At 65.1% G+C, this 16,910-nt stretch carries 19 protein-coding genes and 1 tRNA gene; 19 read left to right on the plus strand and 1 reads right to left on the minus strand.

The features are described 5' to 3' along the window. Window positions 1–21: 21 nt before the first annotated feature. The 5 genes from ACVOMH_RS06700 to ACVOMH_RS06720 all read left to right on the plus strand — a co-directional run bounded on the left by ACVOMH_RS06700 (window position 22) and on the right by ACVOMH_RS06720 (window position 4,866). Entirely contained in the window at window positions 22–1,047 is a 1,026-nt protein-coding gene (locus ACVOMH_RS06700) for an aspartate-semialdehyde dehydrogenase (protein WP_481551440.1), read from the plus strand. Window positions 1,048–1,142: 95 nt separating this feature from the next. Then, complete coding sequence (locus ACVOMH_RS06705) at window positions 1,143–2,999, plus strand: type IV pilus assembly protein FimV (RefSeq protein ID WP_481551441.1); 1,857 nt, start codon at window positions 1,143–1,145, stop codon at window positions 2,997–2,999. An 11-nt stretch (window positions 3,000–3,010) separates the two neighbouring features. Continuing rightward, window positions 3,011–3,370: a VOC family protein gene (locus tag ACVOMH_RS06710; protein WP_481551442.1), complete on the plus strand. Its 360-nt coding sequence runs from the start codon at window positions 3,011–3,013 to the stop codon at window positions 3,368–3,370. Between the two features lie 45 nt (window positions 3,371–3,415). Beyond that, window positions 3,416–4,189, plus strand: coding sequence for a tRNA pseudouridine(38-40) synthase TruA (gene truA / locus ACVOMH_RS06715; protein ID WP_481551443.1), 774 nt, complete (start codon window positions 3,416–3,418; stop codon window positions 4,187–4,189). Further along, on the plus strand, window positions 4,186–4,866 hold the full coding sequence (locus ACVOMH_RS06720) for a phosphoribosylanthranilate isomerase (protein ID WP_057505474.1): 681 nt from the start codon (window positions 4,186–4,188) through the stop codon (window positions 4,864–4,866). The genes truA and ACVOMH_RS06720 overlap by 4 nt, the downstream gene beginning before the upstream one ends. Here the strand turns inward: ACVOMH_RS06720 and ACVOMH_RS06725 are convergent. Further along, complete coding sequence (locus ACVOMH_RS06725) at window positions 4,855–5,745, minus strand: LysR family transcriptional regulator (RefSeq protein WP_481551444.1); 891 nt, start codon at window positions 5,743–5,745, stop codon at window positions 4,855–4,857. The two genes, ACVOMH_RS06720 and ACVOMH_RS06725, sit on opposite strands and share 12 nt — an antisense overlap. Before the next feature lie 214 nt (window positions 5,746–5,959). On the opposite strand from ACVOMH_RS06725, the gene trpB reads away from it, so the two are divergent. The 14 genes from trpB (at window position 5,960) to nuoE (ending at window position 16,909) form a co-directional block, all read left to right on the plus strand. Next, window positions 5,960–7,177: a tryptophan synthase subunit beta gene (gene trpB, locus ACVOMH_RS06730; RefSeq protein WP_054660338.1), complete on the plus strand. Its 1,218-nt coding sequence runs from the start codon at window positions 5,960–5,962 to the stop codon at window positions 7,175–7,177. 23 nt (window positions 7,178–7,200) lie between these two features. Beyond that, window positions 7,201–7,422, plus strand: coding sequence for a hypothetical protein (locus tag ACVOMH_RS06735; protein ID WP_481551445.1), 222 nt, complete (start codon window positions 7,201–7,203; stop codon window positions 7,420–7,422). A gap of 1 nt (window position 7,423) precedes the next feature. Further along, complete coding sequence (trpA, locus tag ACVOMH_RS06740; RefSeq protein WP_481551446.1) at window positions 7,424–8,239, plus strand: tryptophan synthase subunit alpha; 816 nt, start codon at window positions 7,424–7,426, stop codon at window positions 8,237–8,239. Between the two features lie 183 nt (window positions 8,240–8,422). Next, window positions 8,423–9,304 carry an acetyl-CoA carboxylase, carboxyltransferase subunit beta gene (gene accD, locus ACVOMH_RS06745; RefSeq protein WP_481551447.1) on the plus strand — a complete coding sequence of 294 codons (882 nt, stop codon included), beginning with the start codon at window positions 8,423–8,425 and terminating at the stop codon, window positions 9,302–9,304. Further along, the gene (glmM, locus tag ACVOMH_RS06750; RefSeq protein ID WP_481551448.1) at window positions 9,304–10,659 is read left to right on the plus strand and encodes a phosphoglucosamine mutase; all 1,356 of its coding nucleotides are present in this window, start codon (window positions 9,304–9,306) and stop codon (window positions 10,657–10,659) included. The genes accD and glmM overlap by 1 nt, the downstream gene beginning before the upstream one ends. A gap of 74 nt (window positions 10,660–10,733) precedes the next feature. Further along, on the plus strand, window positions 10,734–11,672 hold the full coding sequence (locus ACVOMH_RS06755; RefSeq protein ID WP_481551449.1) for an isopenicillin N synthase family dioxygenase: 939 nt from the start codon (window positions 10,734–10,736) through the stop codon (window positions 11,670–11,672). A gap of 165 nt (window positions 11,673–11,837) precedes the next feature. Beyond that, entirely contained in the window at window positions 11,838–12,593 is a 756-nt protein-coding gene (tpiA, locus tag ACVOMH_RS06760; protein WP_481551450.1) for a triose-phosphate isomerase, read from the plus strand. Window positions 12,594–12,623: 30 nt separating this feature from the next. Further along, window positions 12,624–13,055 (plus strand): preprotein translocase subunit SecG, encoded by a 432-nt coding sequence (gene secG / locus ACVOMH_RS06765; protein ID WP_481551451.1) that lies wholly within the window; start codon window positions 12,624–12,626, stop codon window positions 13,053–13,055. Between the two features lie 48 nt (window positions 13,056–13,103). Beyond that, window positions 13,104–13,188, plus strand: a tRNA-Leu gene (locus tag ACVOMH_RS06770). Between the two features lie 110 nt (window positions 13,189–13,298). After that, on the plus strand, window positions 13,299–13,655 hold the full coding sequence (locus ACVOMH_RS06775) for an NADH-quinone oxidoreductase subunit A (protein ID WP_054656929.1): 357 nt from the start codon (window positions 13,299–13,301) through the stop codon (window positions 13,653–13,655). Further along, window positions 13,646–14,200 (plus strand): NuoB/complex I 20 kDa subunit family protein, encoded by a 555-nt coding sequence (locus ACVOMH_RS06780; RefSeq protein WP_054656931.1) that lies wholly within the window; start codon window positions 13,646–13,648, stop codon window positions 14,198–14,200. The genes ACVOMH_RS06775 and ACVOMH_RS06780 overlap by 10 nt, the downstream gene beginning before the upstream one ends. Before the next feature lie 33 nt (window positions 14,201–14,233). Then, window positions 14,234–14,986 (plus strand): NADH-quinone oxidoreductase subunit C, encoded by a 753-nt coding sequence (locus ACVOMH_RS06785; RefSeq protein WP_481523433.1) that lies wholly within the window; start codon window positions 14,234–14,236, stop codon window positions 14,984–14,986. Further along, entirely contained in the window at window positions 14,983–16,290 is a 1,308-nt protein-coding gene (locus ACVOMH_RS06790; protein WP_481551452.1) for an NADH-quinone oxidoreductase subunit D, read from the plus strand. Before ACVOMH_RS06785 ends, ACVOMH_RS06790 begins: the two co-directional genes overlap by 4 nt. A gap of 91 nt (window positions 16,291–16,381) precedes the next feature. Then, window positions 16,382–16,909 carry an NADH-quinone oxidoreductase subunit NuoE gene (nuoE, locus tag ACVOMH_RS06795; protein ID WP_481551453.1) on the plus strand — a complete coding sequence of 176 codons (528 nt, stop codon included), beginning with the start codon at window positions 16,382–16,384 and terminating at the stop codon, window positions 16,907–16,909. Window position 16,910: the final 1 nt, after the last annotated feature.

The raw sequence follows: 16,910 nt of genomic DNA on the forward strand, positions 1-16,910 counted from the left end.
CCCTTTTTTCGAGTGCACCCCATGAGCAATGAAGCCCGTCGTTTCCATGTAGCCGTTGTTGGCGCCACCGGCGCGGTCGGCCAGACCATGTTGTCGATTCTGGCCGAGCGCAACTTCCCGATCAGCACGCTGACCCTGCTTGCTTCCGAGCGTTCGGCCGGCCAGCAGGTCGACTTTGAAGGCGACAAGATCACCATCCAGGACCTGGCCACGTTCGACCCGGCCGGCGTCCAGATCGCCCTGTTCTCGGCCGGTGGCGGTATTTCCCGGGAATTCGCGCCCAAGTTCGCCGCTGCTGGCGCCGTGGTGATCGACAACTCTTCCACCTTCCGTTACGACGATGACGTGCCGCTGGTGGTGTCCGAGGTCAACCCGGAAGCGGCGAAGAACCGTCCGCGCGGCATCATCGCCAACCCGAACTGCTCGACCATGCAGCTGATGCCGGTGCTGGCGCCGATCCATCGCGAATACGGCATCGAGCGCGTCAACATCGCCACCTACCAGTCCGTGTCCGGTGCCGGCCAGACCGGCATGGAAGAACTGGGCAAGCAGACCGCGCAGCTGCTCGGTTTCCAGGAGATCGAGCCGAGCAAGTTCCCGGTGCAGATCGCCTTCAACCTGATCCCGCATATCGACGAGTTCCTCGACAACGGCTTCACCAAGGAGGAAATGAAGCTGGTCTGGGAAACCCGCAAGATCCTCGGCGACGACAGCATCCTGGTGAACCCCACCGCGGTGCGGGTGCCGGTGTTCTACGGTCACTCCGAGGCGGTGAACATCGAGACGAAGAAGAAGATCAGCACCGAGCAGGCACGCGAACTGCTGGCCGCCGCACCGGGGGTGAAGGTGGTGGACGAGCGCAAGGCCGGCGGCTATCCGACCCCGGTCACCCATGCCTCGGGTACCGATCCGGTCTATGTCGGCCGCATCCGCGAGGACATCTCGCACCCGCGGGGGCTGAACATGTGGGTGGTGGCGGACAACATCCGCAAGGGGGCCGCGCTCAACGCCGTGCAGATCGCCGAGCTGGTGGCCGCCGGCGGGTGATCGGAAACAACGGGGCCGGCCCGGCGGGCCGGCTCGCGAATCGGCACGTGTTTCCTGCGGTATTCGAAATCGGGGCAAGCCGTTATATTGGCTCCATGAAAAATAGGGGCAGGGGCGCCATGCGCTCGATACAAGGCGTGCTTGTTGTAATCCTGGCGCTGTTCAGCAGCGCCGCGATGGCCTTGGGGCTGGGCGACATCCGCGTGCTGTCCAAGCCGGGCCAGCCCTTTCTGGCGGAGATCCCGATCATTTCCAGCGATCCGGGGGAGCTGGAAAACGCCACGGTTGGTCTGGCTTCGCCGGTCACCTTCGAACGTGTGGGCCTGGCCCGCCCGCAAGGACTGGTCAGCGAGTTGCAGTTCCAGTTCGCGCAGGACCGTGAGGGACGTGCGGTCATCCGCGTTACCAGCGCCGCGCCGGTACAGGTGCCGGCGCTGGGCTTTCTGATCGAAGTCGATTGGGGCCAGGGGCGGCTGGTGCGCGAATATTCGGCACTGGTGGCCGCGCCGGAAACCGCCACCGCGGTGGCCGAGCCGGTGATTGAAGCCCCGGCGGCGGCACCTTCCAACCTGATCGTGCGCGAGCCCGAACCGCTGCGCGAAGCGCCGCTGCCCAACGCACCGGCGGCTCCCGCCGCGGCGCCGGCGACGCCAGCTCCGGCGCCCGCGCGTCCGGTGGCGGCGCAGGTGCCGGGCCAGCTGGCGCCGGTGCAGCGTGGCCAGAGCCTGTCGCAGGTCGCCAGGGAACTCTCGCGCGAAAGCGGTGCTTCGCTGAACCAGACGATGGTGGCGCTGATGCGCGCCAATCCGGAGGCCTTCATCCGCGGCAACATCCACCTGCTCAAGCAGGGCGCGGTGTTGCGTACGCCATCGCAGGAAGAGTTGGCACGGGTGGATGCGGCCGAGGCACGGGCCATGGTGCGTGAGCAGACCGCGCAGTGGCGGCAGGCTCGCGCGCCGGTTCCGCAACCGGCGGTCGCCGATGCCGCCGCACAGCCGGCGCGTTCCGCTTCTCCGGCGGCCGCGGCCACCGGCGCGCGGCTGGAGATCGCCGCGGCGGCCGCCGGTGTACAACAGACCGCAGGAATGACAACCGGCCTCGACGCCGGGGGCGAGGGTGACATGCTGGCAAATGAACAACTGCGGCAGGCCAAGGAAGATCTGGCCACGCGTGATGCCGAATTGCAGGAACTGCGTGATCGCGTCGGTGAGCTGGAGAAACTGCAACAGCAGCAGCAAGCGCTCATCGCGATGAAGGATTCGGACCTGGCGGCCGCCCAGATGCGACTGGCCGAGGCCGCCAGACGTGAGGACGGGGCTTCATTGGGCTGGTTGTGGTTGGGTCTCATACTGGTGGTGGTTGGCGCGCTGGGCTGGTGGCTGTCGCGCCGTCGCAAGCCGCTGCCGCCTGCCCCGCGCCGCGACTTTGGTGCCGACGGGCTGGTGGCGGCGATGCCGGTGATGGGCATGGCCGCCGATCAGGTGGACGATCAGAGCGCAGATGCCGCCCGGGGGCGGGATTCCGAGGCTGAAGCGGTTATGGTCCAGCCAGTGGCAGAAGACCACGTCGCGGTGCAGCCGGACGCCTATGAAGAGCCGATGCCGGCATGGCTGAGGGGCGCTCCGGCGATCTATGCCGAGCCGCTGCCGCCGACTGTTGAGCCGGCGCCCGCGCCGCTGGGGGAAGTCTCGCCCCCGGTGGTGGAAGCGTCCGAGCCGTCGGCGATAGTGCAAGCGGCCGAAGTGCCGGAATCGGCCTGGGATGTGGCTGACACCGCGCCGGTGGCGCCCCTGAGCCCGGCGCCGGCCGGTCGCGAGCGGCTGGAACTGGCCATCGCCTATCTGGACCTGGGTGACGCGGAAACCGCGCGCACACTGCTGGGCGAAGTGATGCAGGGCGGCGATCCGCAGGCGCGGGGCGAAGCGCTGGAACTGCTCGGCCGGATGCGGTGACGGAGGTTGCGATGAAGCGCGAGCGTGGTATCGATTACGTGGAGTTTGCCTCATCCGACCCGGTCGCGAGTCGCCGCTTCTTCGAGCAGGTGTTCGGCTGGCAGTTCGAGGACTACGGCCCGGACTACACCGCGTTCGATGACGGCCAGCTGCAGGGTGGTTTCTTCCGCGGCACGCCGGTGACCACCAGCGCCGGCGCGCCGCTGGTGGTGCTGTATGCGGCGCAGTTGGCGCCGGTGCAGGCCGCGGTGCTGGCGCATGGCGGCGAGGTGGTGAAGCCGGTATTCGTGTTTCCCGGCGGCCGCCGCTTCCAGTTCATCGAGCCCGGGGGCAATGAGCTGGCGGTGTGGTCCGAGCGCGACAGCGACTGACCGCGCCGCGATGTCCGCGGCTGCGAAATTCCAAGAGGTTTGACGATGCGTTACGCGCTGGGCGTGGAGTATGACGGCAGCGAGTTCAAAGGCTGGCAGCAGCTCGGTGAGAGCGGCTGTGCCAGCGTGCAGGCGACGTTGCAGGATGCGCTGTCCTCGGTGGCGAACGCGCCGATCCATGTGGTCTGTGCCGGCCGTACCGATGCCGGCGTGCATGGCGAATGCCAGGTGGTGCATTTCGACAGCGAGGTTGCGCGCACGCCGCGCGGCTGGATGTTGGGAACGACCACACGGCTGCCGCCCTCGGTCTGCGTGCGCTGGTGCGTGCCGGTCGAGGAGGAGTTCAACGCCCGCTTCTCGGCCCGTGCACGTCGCTACCGCTACCGGCTGATGAACCGGCAGGTCCGGCCCGCGCTGTACCGGCAGACCCTGAGCTGGGAGCGGCGGCCGCTGGATGCCGATGCGATGCACCGGGCCGCGCAGGCGCTGCTGGGCGAGAACGATTTCAGCTCGTTCCGCAGCGCGCAGTGCCAGGCGTTGCACGCACGCCGTGAGCTGCAGGCGATATCGGTCCGCCGTCATGGCGAGGTGGTGGAGGTCGAAGTGCAGGCCAATGCGTTCCTGCACCATATGGTGCGCAATATCGTCGGCTCGCTGCTGATGGTGGGGGCGGGCGAGAAGCCGGAAAGCTGGATCACCGACGTGCTGGCGGCCCGTGATCGCAATCAGGCCGGGCCCACCGCGCCGCCGCAGGGGCTGGTGTTCGTCGGTCCGCTGTATCCTGAGCACTGGCAATTGCCGGCCGAGGTGACGCTGTGAGTCGCACGCTGTTCCGTACCCGCATCAAGTTCTGCGGCATGACCCGCGCCGGTGACATCCGCCTGGCCAGCGAGCTGGGGGTGGATGCGATCGGCTTCATCTTCGCCAAAGGCAGCGTGCGCCGGGTGGCGCCGGCCGAGGCGCGCGCGATGCGTCAGGCGATCGCGCCGATGGTGGACGTGGTGGCGCTGTTCCAGAACAACAATCGCGAGGAAGTGCGCGAGGTGCTGCGTGCGGTGCGGCCTACCGTGTTGCAGTTCCATGGTGATGAGGACGACGGTTTCTGCCGCAGCTTCAATATGCCGTACTTGAAGGCGATCGCGATGGGCGGTGGCACCGAGATCACCGCGCGCGGGCTGCAGCAGCTGTACCCGCATACGGCCGGCTTCCTGTTCGACAGCCACGCTGTCGGCGGTAGTGGTGGCACCGGGGTCTCGTTCGACTGGTCGCAGATTCCGCCGGGCGTGCATCGCCCGTTCCTGCTGGCCGGCGGTCTCCGCCCGGAGAACGTGCACGACGCGATCCTTGCCACCCAGCCGTGGGGCGTGGATGTGTCCAGCGGCATCGAGTCGGCGCCGGGCCTGAAGGACGGCTACAAGATGCGCCAGTTCGTCGAAGAGGTGCGCCGTGCCGACATGGCCGCCGACGACACCACCGAGGCGGGTTCAGCCCTGTAACTGGCGCTGCAGCCACTGTGCCAGCAGTTCCACGCGCGGGTCGTCGCCATGGGTGGTGCACAACCCCCAGCTGCCGTCGGTATCGACAAAGCCCCACGGCGCGACCAGCCGGCCACGGGCCAGCTCTTCGGCCACCAGCGGCCGTGGCGCGATGGCCACACCGAGCCCGGCGACGGCCGCTTCCAGCAGGTAATAGAGATGCTCGAAACCGGTGCCGTAGTGCAGGCGCTGGTGATCGATAGCATTGCGCGTGGCCCAGGTTGGCCAGGCCTGCGGGCGTGAGCGGGTGTGCAGCAGCGCGTGCTCGTGCAGGGCGCCGGGCGGCTGCTGTGCCAGTAGCTGCGCGCCGGGCATGGCCGGGCTGAACACCGGCCCGATCCGCTCCGGCGCCAGGGTGTGGACCTGCCAGCCCGGCGGCCACGGCGCCTGGCCGAGCATCAGGGCGGCATCCAGGCCTTCCAGGCGCGGGGTGAAATCGCCTTCCTGCGCGGCCAGGTGCAAGGTCAGCTGCGGCAGGTCGTGCTGCAGATCGGGCAGGCGCGGAATCACCCAGCGGGCGAGGATGCTGCCGGGGCAGCCAAGCACGAACGCCGCGTCGCGTTGTGGCCGGCGCAGCGCCGCCACGCAGTCACTGATCTGCGCAAAGGCCGCCGAGCTGGCCTCGAGCAGGCGATGACCTGCGGCACTGGGGCGGATGCCACGGCCATCGCGTTCGAACAGGGCCAGCCCCAGCTCCTCTTCCAGTGCCCGCAACTGGCGGCTGACCGCGCCGTGGGTGACGTGCAGTTCCGCTGCGGCCAGGCTGACGCTGCGCAGCCGTGCGGCGGCCTCGAAAGCACGCAAGGCATTGAGTGAGGGCAGGGCGCGATCGTCTTTCATGGCGCACGTCTGACCGCCACGGATGGCGGGAATGCCGGTTTTGCAGGAGCAAAAGCCGGCCCTGTGCCACCCTTCGGGCGGTTTCGTCGTGAGAAACGTCTGTCCTGCTGTTTTTCCATGTGAGTTTTTCTAACACATGGATCAGGATTTATCGATATTCATGTCAGCTTGGCTGGGCTAGATTGCAGTCCTGTTCCTTGTTGCCGTGATTGCCATGACCGCCTCACCGATCGACGATTTCCACGCCTTCCCGGACGCCCGGGGCCACTTCGGCCGCTATGGCGGCAGCTTTGTCGCCGAAACGCTGGTTGGCCCGCTGCAGGAGCTGGCCGCCGCTTACGACCAGGCGCGGGTTGATCCGGCCTTTATCGCCGCCTACGACAAGGACCTGAAACACTATGTTGGCCGGCCGAGTCCGATCTATCACGCCGAGCGTCTGAGTCGCGATGTGGGCGGTGCGCAGATCCTGCTCAAGCGCGAGGACCTGAACCACACCGGCGCGCACAAGATCAACAACACCATCGGTCAGGCGCTGTTGGCCGCGCGCATGGGCAAGACCCGCATCATCGCCGAGACCGGCGCCGGCCAGCACGGTGTGGCCTCGGCGACGGTGGCCGCGCGGCTGGGCATCGAGTGCGTGGTCTACATGGGGGCCACCGATATCGAGCGGCAGAAGATCAACGTCTACCGGATGAAGCTGCTCGGGGCGACGGTGGTGCCGGTGAGCAGCGGTTCGGCCACGCTCAAGGATGCGCTCAACGAGGCGATGCGCGACTGGGTTACCAATGTGCGCGACACCTTCTACATCATCGGCACCGTGGCCGGTCCGGACCCCTATCCGCGCATGGTGCGCGACTTCAATGCGATTGTCGGGCGCGAGGCGCGCGCGCAGATGCTGGAGGATTACGGCCGCCTGCCCGACGCGATCACTGCCTGCGTTGGTGGCGGCTCCAACGCCATCGGCCTGTTCCACGCCTTCCTCAACGATCCTGAAGTGAAGATCTACGGTGCCGAGGCGGGGGGGGATGGCATCGCTACGGGTCGCCACGCCGCCTCGATCTCGGCCGGTCGGCCGGGTGTGCTGCACGGCAATCGCACCTATGTGCTGTGCGATGACGATGGCCAGATTACCGAAACCCATTCGATTTCCGCCGGCCTGGATTACCCGGGCGTCGGTCCGGAGCATGCGTTCCTGGCCGACACCGGTCGCGCCCAGTACGTGGGCATCACCGACGAGGAAGCGCTGGCCGCCTTCCATCGCCTGACCCGTACCGAAGGCATCCTGCCGGCACTGGAGTCCAGCCATGCCGTGGCGCAGGCCATCAAGCTGGCGCGCGAACTGCCGAAGGACGCGCTGGTGCTGTGCAATCTGTCCGGCCGTGGCGACAAGGATGTGCACACTATCGCCGCGCGTGAGGGGCTGGTGCTGTGAGAGCCGCCGCGATGCGAGCTCCGTTGCTGATCGGCCTGGCCGTGGCGTTGACGGCGTGCACGCTTTCCGCGCCACCACCGGCGGCGACGGCGTCCGCGGCGTGTGTATTACCGGAAGGGGATTGCGCCACCTTGACCGGCAACGCCGCCCGCGTGGCCCTGCGCCTGGAAACACTCTATGGTTCGCTGACCCCGCTTTGCTGGGACCAGCCCGACGCGGTTGAACTGATTGAAGGATGTGCCTGAGATGTCCGTAACCCGAATTGACGACTGCTTCGCCCGCCTGCGTGCCTCCGGTCGCAAGGCGCTGATTCCTTTCATCACCGCCGGCGATCCTTCGCTGGAGGCGACCGTGCCGGTGATGCATGCGCTGGTCCAGGCCGGCGCCGATGTGATCGAGCTGGGCGTGCCGTTCTCCGATCCGATGGCCGATGGCCCCACCATCCAGCGCAGCTCCGAACAGGCGCTGGCACGCGGGGCTGGGCGGCAATATGTGCTGGATACGGTGGCGCGCTTCCGCCAGACCGATGTGGTCACGCCGGTGGTGCTGATGGGCTATCTCAACCCGGTCGAGATCCGTGGCGCTGTCCGTTATGCACAGGAGGCGGTCGCCGCCGGTGTGGATGGCGTGCTGCTGGTGGATCTACCCCCGGAAGAGGCCGAGGATATCCGCGCAGCCTTCACTTCCGCCGGCTTGGCGCTGATCCTGCTGGCGTCGCCGACCAGCAGCCCGCTCCGTCTCGATGCCTTGTGCGAAGCGGCGCAGGGGTACCTGTACTACGTGAGTTTCGCCGGCGTCACCGGTGCCTCCGAACGACTGGACAGTGCGGCCGCGGGCGAGCGCCTGCGGCTGTTGCGGGCCGGTGCGAAAGTGCCAGTGGTGGCCGGTTTCGGTATCAAGGACGCCGCCAGTGCGGCGGCGATGGCGGTGGATGCCGATGGCGTGGTGGTTGGCAGTGCGCTGGTGGCGCGCATGTCTGCCGCGGCCGATCCAGCCGGAGCCGCAGCATTGGCGGGCGAGTTCCTGCGGCCGTTGCGCGCGGCGCTGGATGGCGCTGGCTGAGTCCGGGCATGCCGGTTGACCGCGCACCGTGGAAGGAGTGAAACGTACGCGGGGGTAGGGTTTGCGTCGTCCGGGCATAGGCCCGGATGTGTGCAGGCAGGGGGCGCCACCGTCGCAGGGGTGAGCTAGACTGTGGGCCCTGTCGCGGCCGCAAGGTCGCCCTGAACGGAACCGTCACCCCGCATGAGTTGGCTCAGCAAGTTGATGCCGTCCGGCATCCGTACCGACAACACGCCTTCCAAGAAACGCAGCGTCCCCGAGGGCCTGTGGGAAAAATGCAGCAGCTGCGGCGCGGCCCTGTACCGCCCGGAACTGGAAGAGAATCTCGAGGTCTGCCCCAAGTGTGGCCATCACATGGCTATCCGCGCCCGCGCGCGCCTGGCCTCGTTGTTTGATGCCGACAGCACCACCGAGATCGCCGCCCGCCTCGGGCCGACCGACGTGCTCAAGTTCAAGGACCAGAAGAAGTACGCCGAACGCATCAAGGCCAGCCAGAAGAACACCGGCGAGTACGACGCGCTGGTGGCGATGCGCGGCCTGCTGAAGGGTCGCCCGCTGGTGGCCTCGTCCTTCGATTTCGCCTTCATGGGCGGTTCGATGGGGTCGGTGGTCGGCGAGCGCTTCTCGCTGGCGGCGGAAACCGCACTTGAGCTGGGTTGCCCGTATGTGTGTTTCTCCGCCAGTGGCGGCGCGCGCATGCAGGAAGGCCTGTTCTCGCTGATGCAGATGGCCAAGACCTCGGCCGCGCTGGGCAAGCTCCGTGACGCGGGGTTGCCGTATATCTCGGTGCTGACCCATCCCACCACTGGGGGCGTGTCGGCCTCGTTCGCGATGCTCGGCGATATCAACATCGCCGAGCCGCACGCGCTGATCGGCTTTGCCGGCCCGCGCGTGATCGAGCAGACCGTCCGCGAGAAGCTGCCGGAAGGTTTCCAGCGCTCGGAATTCCTGCTCGAGCATGGCGCCATCGACCAGATCTGCGACCGTCGCGAAATGCGCGACCGCCTGGCCGAGCTGCTGGCGATGATGATGCGACAGCCTGAGAACCGGGACGAAGCGGCCTGATGAGTACACGCAAGTATTTCGGTACCGACGGCATCCGTGGCCGGGTCGGAAAAGGCGTCATTTCCGCTGATTTCGTGCTGCGTGTGGGCAATGCGCTGGGGCGGGTGCTCGTTGACCGCAACGAGGGGCAGCCCACGGTAGTGATCGGCAAGGACACCCGCATTTCGGGCTATATGTTCGAGTCGGCGTTAGAGGCGGGCCTGGTTGCGGCTGGCGTCAATGTCCAGATGCTGGGGCCGATGCCGACCCCGGCCGTGGCGTTTCTGGCCCACACGCTGGGTGCCAGTGCCGGCATCGTCATCAGTGCCTCACACAATCCGCATCATGACAACGGCATCAAGTTCTTCTCCGGTAAGGGCGAGAAGCTCGATGACGCCACCGAGCTGGCGCTGGAAATGGCGATGGACCAGCCGTTCAGTACGGTCGAGTCCGAGCTGCTTGGCAAGGCGATGCGTGCCCGCGATGCAGTCGGCCGTTACATCGAGTTCTGCAAGGCTAGCGTGGGGCGCGATTTCTACCTGCATGGGCTCAAGATCGTGCTGGACTGCGCCCATGGTGCGACCTATCACATCGCTCCACTGCTGTTCCGCGAACTGGGGGCCGAGGTGATCGCCATCGGTGCCGAGCCGAATGGCATCAACATCAATGACGGGGTGGGGTCCACCCATATCGACAACCTGGCGCGCAAGGTTGTCGAGGTGGAGGCCGATCTGGGCATCGCCTTCGACGGTGACGGCGACCGTGTGCTGATGGTGGACGATACGGGCGCCGCCGTGGACGGTGATGGCCTGCTCTATATCCTGGCCAAGGCCTGGCAGGCCAGCGGTCGTTTGCGTGGGCCGGTGGTCGGTACCTTGATGACCAATTACGGGCTGCAGCAGGCGCTGGAACGGCTGAACATCCCGTTCGTGCGGGCCAATGTCGGTGATCGCTATGTGCATCAGGCGCTGGTCGAGGGCAAGGGCGTGCTGGGGGGCGAGGCGTCGGGACATATCCTGTGCTTGGACCGGGCCACGACCGGTGACGCCATCATCAGTGCGTTGCAGGTGCTGGAAGTGCTGGGAAGTGCCGGCCAGACCCTGCGCCAAGCGGGCGCGGGGCTGGTGATGGTGCCGCAAAAGACCATCAATGTGCGCTTGGAGTCGGGGGCGCGCGAAGTGGTCAGGAGCGCGCCGGTGCAGGCGGCGCTGGCCACGGCGCAGGCGGCGGTTGCCGGACGGGGCAGGGCGTTCCTGCGGCCGTCGGGCACCGAGCCGGTGGTGCGGGTCACCGTCGAGGCCGACCAGGCCGGGTTGATGGCCGACACGCTCGAAGCACTGGCCGACGCCGTCCGTTCGGCTGCCGCACAGGTTTGAGCTGGATCATGGTGTTGCTGTCGGGGTCCCGGTTCCAATAGCCGGCGCCCCGTTTCCTTCTCTGGAGTAGTTGAATGAGTTCCCGTATTCCCACCCTCGACATCACCCGTTTCGATACCGACCGTGACGCCTTCGTGGCTGAGCTGGGCGCGGCGTATCGCCAGTGGGGGTTTGCCGGTATCCGCAATCACGGTATCCCGCAGGCCGAGATCGATGCCGCCTATGAGGCCTTCAAGGCGTTCTTCGCGCTGCCGGAGGCTGTGAAAAAGCAGTATCACGTGGCCGGTGGTGGTGGTGCTCGCGGTTACACGCCGTTCGGGGTGGAGACCGCCAAGGGTTCCAAGCATTTCGACCTGAAGGAGTTCTGGCATATCGGCCGTGAGATTCCGGACGATTCCAAGTACCGCGAAGTGATGCCGCCGAACCTGTGGCCGAGTGAAGTGCCTGGCTTCAAGGAGTACGGGTACGGTCTTTACCAGAAGCTGGACCAGCTGGGCTCGCGCGTGCTGTCGGCGCTGGCGCTGCACATCGGTCTGCCGGAGGACTATTTCGCCGACAAGACCAACAACGGCAACTCGATCCTGCGGCCGATCCACTACCCGCCGATCACCACCGACGACATCCCCAATGTGCGTGCCGGCGCCCATGGCGACATCAACTTCATCACCCTGCTGGTCGGCGCCAGTGCCGCCGGCCTGGAAGTGCAGTCGCACGAAGGCGAGTGGGTGCCGTTCACCTCCGATGCTGACACCATCGTGGTCAATATCGGCGACATGCTGCAGCGCCTGACCAACCACGTGTACCCGTCCACCATCCATCGCGTGGTCAATCCTCCGGGCGAGCTGGCCCGCCAGCCGCGCTACTCGGTGCCTTTCTTCCTGCATCCGAATCCGGATTTCCTGATCGATGTGCTGCCTTCGTGCGTTAGCGCGGAGAATCCGAGCCGTTACCCCGAAGCGATTACGGCCCATGGCTTCCTGGAAGAACGCCTGCGCGAGATCAAGCTGAAGTAACGCGTTGGCCGGCCGGTCTGTCCGGTGCGGCTCCGCCACAACGCCGTCGCGGCCTGCGTGTCCGGCGGCGTTTGTGCATGTTGTCCCGGATTGTCCGGTGTTGTCCTGTCGATGGCCGCAATTCGGCTATCCTTCGCCCACCTTTTTACGGGGAGTCATTCCTGAATGCGCCAGAAGATCGTTGCCGGTAACTGGAAGCTGCATGGCAGCCGTCAATTCGCCACCGAACTGGTGGGGCAGGTGGCCGCTGGCCTGCCGCTTGAGGGGGTGTCGCTGGTGATCTTGCCGCCACTGCCGTATCTGGGCGATCTGATCGAGGACTTCGAGCGCACGGAACTGGCATTCGGGTCGCAGGATGTCAGCAGCAACGAAAAGGGCGCCTATACCGGCGAGGTCTCCGCCGCCATGCTGGTGGATGTCGGGGCAACGCATGGGCTGGTAGGGCACTCGGAGCGCCGCCAGTACCACAACGAAAGCAATGAGCTGGTGGCACGGAAGTTCCTGGCGGCCATCCATGCCGGACTGATCCCGGTCTTGTGTGTCGGTGAGACGCTGGAGCAGCGCGAGGCCGGTCAGACCGAGCAGGTGATCGCCTCGCAGCTGGCGCCGGTCCTGGATCTGGCTGGAGTCGATGCATTTGTCAAAGCGGTGGTGGCCTATGAGCCGGTCTGGGCGATCGGTACCGGAAAGACCGCGACGCCGGAGCAGGCGCAGGCCGTGCATGCGTTCATTCGTGGCGTAGTGGCCAAGGCCGATGCTAGAATCGCTGATTCGTTGCCGCTCCTTTATGGTGGCAGCGTCAAGCCCGGCAATGCTGCAGAGCTGTTTTCACAGCCTGACGTCGATGGCGGGCTGGTAGGTGGCGCTTCGCTGGTGGCGGCTGATTTTCTGGCCATCGCGAGAGCAGCGGCCGGTCGCTAATCGGGTGGAATTGTCCGGGACGGATTTCAAATGCTGATGTTGATCCTCAATGTGGTCTATGTGCTGGTGGCGGTCGCGATGATCGCGCTGATCCTGATGCAGCGTGGCTCGGGTGCTGCGGCTGGCTCGGGATTTGGTGCGGGTGCGTCAGGTACGGTGTTCGGCGCGCGTGGCGCTTCGAATTTCCTGTCCAAGAGCACCAAGTGGCTGGCGGTGGTGTTTTTCGGTATCAGCCTGTTCATGGCCTGGTATGCAAGCCACGGCGCGCGTCCGGCGGGTGAGGGGCTCGGGGTCATGTCCCAGGCGGTAACGCCGGCAGCGGCTCCTTCGGTGCCCGTGGGTGAGTTGCAGTCGGTGCCGCAGGTGCCGGCAGTGGGTGATGTGCCGCAGGCGGCCGCTCCCACGGAAAATATTCCGGTCCAGAGTGAAGAAAAGCCCGTCGAGGGCGCACAGAAAGACTGAAGACGGTTACAATACGCGGCGCACTGCAAAACAGTTGCGCTGACGTAAGCCCAGGTGGCGGAATTGGTAGACGCACTACCTTGAGGTGGTAGCGACGAGAGTCGTAGGGGTTCGAGTCCCCTCTTGGGCACCATTAGTATTTGCGGGTTCGCGGGGCGCGTTGGCGCCCCGTCATCACATTCCCGACAATCACCCATGCCGCGGCGCCCGCAGGTGCCAAGGCAGAGGCAAGAGAGAATCGCTGTGCTGGCCGAATATTTGCCGTCTCTGCTGTTTCTGATCGTCGCCACCGGTATCGGTATCGCGCTGATGCTGATCGGCCGGTTCCTCGCTCCGCGTAGCCCGGACAGTCAGAAGCTTTCGCCGTACGAGTGCGGCTTCGAGGCGTTTGAGAACGCGCGCATGAAGTTCGACGTGCGCTATTACCTCATCGCCATCCAGTTCATCGTCTTTGATCTGGAAATCATCTTCATCGTGCCTTGGACCCAGGTCTTCATGGAGCTGGGCGCCCGTTCGCTCGTCACCATGGGGCTGTTCGTAGGCATGCTGTTCCTCGGCTTTATCTACGTGTGGAAGAAGGGAGCGCTGGAATGGGAGTGATCCAAACTCTCGACGGCCTGATGAACAACCCGATCCCGGAAGGGCGGGTCGACGACATCCTGCGGCCTGAAGGCGACAATCCGCTGCTCGAGAAGGGCTATGTGACCACCAGTGTCGATGCGCTGTTGAACTGGGCGCGTACCGGCTCGATGTGGCCGATGACCTTCGGTCTGGCCTGCTGTGCGGTGGAGATGATGCACGCCGGTGCGGCGCGTCTGGATCTGGACCGTTACGGCATCGTGTTCCGCCCATCGCCGCGTCAATCGGATGTGATGATCGTGGCAGGCACGCTGGTCAACAAGATGGCGCCGGCGCTGCGCAAGGTCTATGACCAGATGCCGGATCCGAAGTGGGTCATCTCGATGGGCAGCTGCGCCAACGGTGGCGGCTACTACCACTATTCGTATTCGGTGGTCCGTGGCTGTGATCGCGTGGTGCCGGTGGACGTGTACGTCCCGGGCTGTCCGCCGACCGCCGAGGCGCTGGTGTACGGCATTTTGCAGTTGCAGAAGAAGATCTGGCGCACCCAGACCATCTCTCGCTGATTTCCCTTTCAAATCAAGAGCACGCCAGCCCCCATGGCCCAGCAAGCACATTCATTGATCGATCGACTTCGCGCCCGTTTTGCCGGTGCGCAGGTCTTCGTGATCGAACCGCGCGGCGAAGTTACGTTGGAGGTGGCTGCGGCCGACTGGCACGCAACCGCCTTGGCGCTGCGTGACGAGTTCGGCTTCGAGCACCTCACCGATCTTTGCGGCGTCGACTATCTCGGCTACGGCAGTGACGAGTGGGATACCTCGGACGTGTCCTCGCACGGCTTCAGTCGTGGTGTGGAAGGAAAGAGCACGGGCCGCTTTGCCTGGGGCGAGTTCCCCAGCCATGAGTCGACCGCTGGGGCGACGCCTGACGCCATGCCGAAGCAGCGTTTTGCCGTGGTTGCCCAGCTGCGTTCCTACCAGCACAACCAGCTGCTGCGTATCCGTTGTTTTGCGCCGAACGAAGAGTTGCCGGTGGTCGCTTCGCTGACCAGCGTCTGGCCGGGTGTGAACTGGTTCGAACGCGAGGCGTTCGATCTGTTCGGCGTGATTTTTGAAGGGCATCCGGACCTGCGCCGGATCCTGACCGACTATGGTTTCGTGGGCCATCCGTTCCGCAAGGATTTCCCGCTGATCGGCAACGTCGAAGTGCGTTACGACGAAGAGAAGAAGCGCGTGATCTATGAGCCGGTGACGTCGGTTGAACCGCGCGTCGGCGTGCCACGCGTTATCCGCGACGACGCCCGCTTCCAGACCGCGGAAGGCGAGCGCGCGCAGACGGAGGCTAGCAAGTGAGTGAGTTCAAACAGGCCTCGCAGGCCTTCGCCAGCAATCCTGTTGAAGCCCAGCAGGAGATCCGCAACTACACGATGAACTTCGGTCCGCAGCATCCGTCTGCGCACGGTGTGTTGCGTCTGATCCTGGAGATGGATGGCGAGACCATCATGCGCGCCGATCCGCATATCGGCCTGTTGCATCGTGGTACCGAAAAGCTGGCTGAATCCAAGCCGTTCAACCAGTCGATCGGCTACATGGATCGCCTGGATTACTGCTCGATGATGTGCAACGAGCATGCCTATGTGCGTGCCATCGAGAATCTGGTCGGGATCGAAGCGCCGGAGCGGGCGCAGTACATCCGCACCATGTTCGACGAAATCACCCGCATCCTGAACCACCTGATGAACATCGGTACCGGTGCGCTGGACCTGGGTGCGATGGCGGTGATGTTGTACACCTTCCGTGAGCGTGAAGAGTTGATGGACTGCTACGAGGCCGTTTCCGGTGCTCGCATGCATGCAGCCTATTACCGCCCGGGTGGTGTCTATCGCGACCTTCCCGATGCGATGCCCAAGTACAAGGAATCGCGCTGGCACAAGGGCAATGCGCTGAAGCGTCTGAATGCTTCGCGCGAGGGTTCGATGCTCGACTTCCTGGAGAATTTCACCAATGAATTTCCCAAGCGTGTCGACGAATACGAAACCCTGCTGACCGACAACCGCATCTGGAAGCAGCGTACCGTCGGTATCGGCGTGATCACGCCCGAACATGCGATGGCATGGGGCATGACCGGCGTGATGCTGCGTGGTTCGGGTGTGGCCTGGGATCTGCGCAAGAAGAAGCCCTACGCCAAGTACGATGCGGTGGATTTCGATATCCCGCTCGGCACCAATGGCGATTGCTATGACCGCTACCTGGTCCGTGTTGCCGAGATGCGCGAATCCAACCGCATCATCAAACAGTGCGTGCAGTGGCTCAAAGCCAATCCCGGTCCGGTGATGGTCCAGAACTTCAAGGTCGCGCCGCCCTCGCGCGCGGAAATGAAGGACGACATGGAAGCGCTGATCCATCACTTCAAGCTGTTCAGCGAAGGCTATTGCGTGCCAGCCGGTGAGACGTACGCGGCCGTCGAGGCGCCGAAGGGCGAATTCGGTTGCTATCTGCTCTCCGATGGTGCCAACAAGCCGTTCCGCGTGCATCTGCGCGCGCCTGGCTTCGCCCATCTGTCCTCGCTCGACTCGGTCGTGCGTGGTCACATGCTGGGTGACGTGGTGGCGATGATCGGTACCTACGATCTCGTGTTCGGTGAGGTCGACCGGTAATGCCGGTGAACTGCACAACGCTCGATGCCCGCGTGGCTCTGCTGCCGCGGGCCTCGCTTTTCCAGAATTTGCTATTCGTTGAGGTCGGCCGATGAAGGCGACAGGTAATTTCGAGGCGGCGCGTGACGTCGACCCGATGGTGGTGCTGAGCGACAAGACCCGTGCTCACATCGATCACTGGCTGGCAAAGTTTCCGCCCGATCGCAAGCGCTCGGCGGTGCTGCAGGGCCTGCATGCGGCCCAGGAGCAGAACCAGGGCTGGCTGAGCGATGAGCTGATCGCCGCCGTGGCCAAGTATCTGGATCTGCCGTTCGTGTGGGCGTACGAAGTGGCGACTTTCTACTCGATGTTCGAGACCGAGAAGGTCGGCCGCAACAACGTTGCGATCTGCACCAACATCAGCTGCTGGCTCAACGGTGCCGAGGATATCGTGCGCCATTGCGAGAAGAAGCTGGGCATCAAGCACGGCGATTCGACGGCTGACGGCCGTGTCTACCTCAAGAAAGAGGAAGAGTGCCTGGCCGGCTGCGCGGGCGCGCCGATGATGGTCATCAACGGTCACTACCATGAGCGCCTGACGCTGGACCAGGTCGATGCGCTGCTGGACGGGCTGGAGTAGG

It is taken from the genome of Stenotrophomonas sp. STEN013 (genome assembly GCF_056760355.1).

What these genes read in the sequence shown, in the direction of transcription:
- ACVOMH_RS06710 (WP_481551442.1), top strand. Translation starts at nt 3,011, where the DNA reads ATGAAGCGCGAGCGTGGTATCGATTACGTGGAGTTTGCCTCATCCGAC.
- ACVOMH_RS06705 (WP_481551441.1), top strand. Translation starts at nt 1,143, where the DNA reads ATGAAAAATAGGGGCAGGGGCGCCATGCGCTCGATACAAGGCGTGCTT.
- accD (WP_481551447.1), top strand. Translation starts at nt 8,423, where the DNA reads ATGAGTTGGCTCAGCAAGTTGATGCCGTCCGGCATCCGTACCGACAAC.
- trpA (WP_481551446.1), top strand. Translation starts at nt 7,424, where the DNA reads ATGTCCGTAACCCGAATTGACGACTGCTTCGCCCGCCTGCGTGCCTCC.
- truA (WP_481551443.1), top strand. Translation starts at nt 3,416, where the DNA reads ATGCGTTACGCGCTGGGCGTGGAGTATGACGGCAGCGAGTTCAAAGGC.
- ACVOMH_RS06725 (WP_481551444.1), bottom strand. Translation starts at nt 5,745, where the DNA reads ATGAAAGACGATCGCGCCCTGCCCTCACTCAATGCCTTGCGTGCTTTC.
- tpiA (WP_481551450.1), top strand. Translation starts at nt 11,838, where the DNA reads ATGCGCCAGAAGATCGTTGCCGGTAACTGGAAGCTGCATGGCAGCCGT.
- ACVOMH_RS06700 (WP_481551440.1), top strand. Translation starts at nt 22, where the DNA reads ATGAGCAATGAAGCCCGTCGTTTCCATGTAGCCGTTGTTGGCGCCACC.
- ACVOMH_RS06780 (WP_054656931.1), top strand. Translation starts at nt 13,646, where the DNA reads ATGGGAGTGATCCAAACTCTCGACGGCCTGATGAACAACCCGATCCCG.
- ACVOMH_RS06755 (WP_481551449.1), top strand. Translation starts at nt 10,734, where the DNA reads ATGAGTTCCCGTATTCCCACCCTCGACATCACCCGTTTCGATACCGAC.
- ACVOMH_RS06785 (WP_481523433.1), top strand. Translation starts at nt 14,234, where the DNA reads ATGGCCCAGCAAGCACATTCATTGATCGATCGACTTCGCGCCCGTTTT.
- secG (WP_481551451.1), top strand. Translation starts at nt 12,624, where the DNA reads ATGCTGATGTTGATCCTCAATGTGGTCTATGTGCTGGTGGCGGTCGCG.
- nuoE (WP_481551453.1), top strand. Translation starts at nt 16,382, where the DNA reads ATGAAGGCGACAGGTAATTTCGAGGCGGCGCGTGACGTCGACCCGATG.
- glmM (WP_481551448.1), top strand. Translation starts at nt 9,304, where the DNA reads ATGAGTACACGCAAGTATTTCGGTACCGACGGCATCCGTGGCCGGGTC.
- trpB (WP_054660338.1), top strand. Translation starts at nt 5,960, where the DNA reads ATGACCGCCTCACCGATCGACGATTTCCACGCCTTCCCGGACGCCCGG.